This is a genomic window from Neisseria sp. P0021.S007, assembly GCF_051956855.1.
Genome location: NZ_JBQCXA010001630.1, coordinates 1 through 453, shown reverse-complemented (window position 1 = coordinate 453; position 453 = coordinate 1). Strand labels below are relative to the sequence as shown.

The following is a 453-nucleotide window of genomic DNA, read 5'->3' as shown; positions in this document are numbered from 1 at the left end:
GTGTTTTTTGATGGCGGCTTCGGCGGTGTGCCATTCGTCGTCGGACAGGCTTTCCCAGTCTTGGATGAGGATGATGTGGCCGAACTGTTTTTTGCGGCAGGATTTAAACAGGGCGTCGTAGCTGTCAGGCGGCGTTACGGCGATGACGAGGTCGGCGCTGCCGGGGATTTTGTTGAGATTGGTGTAGGAGGTGAGTCCGGCAACCGTGCGGTGGCGGAGGTTGACGGGTGTGATTTGACCTTGAAACGGTGCGCTCAGGAGGTTGCTCAGGATGCGTTCGCCCAAGCTGTATGGGCGTTCGCTCGCGCCCACGAGGATGATGTGGTTGGGCATGAAGAAGTAGCCGGACATGGATTGGGCGGACATGGTGCCTCCTTTTCAGTGTGTAGATGGTGCGTTTCAGACGACCTTTCGGGCGGTTTGGGTTGGAAGGGTTGCCGTGTGTAAATGAAC

General features: G+C 57.2%; 1 protein-coding gene. It reads right to left on the bottom strand.

All coding sequences use genetic code 11. The annotated features are described in order from the left end of the window. Window positions 1-366, bottom strand: a 366-nt coding sequence (locus ACTHUR_RS20630; protein ID WP_440400660.1) for a CoA-binding protein, incomplete at its 3' end; no start/stop codon positions are given. Window positions 367-453 lie beyond the last annotated feature (87 nt).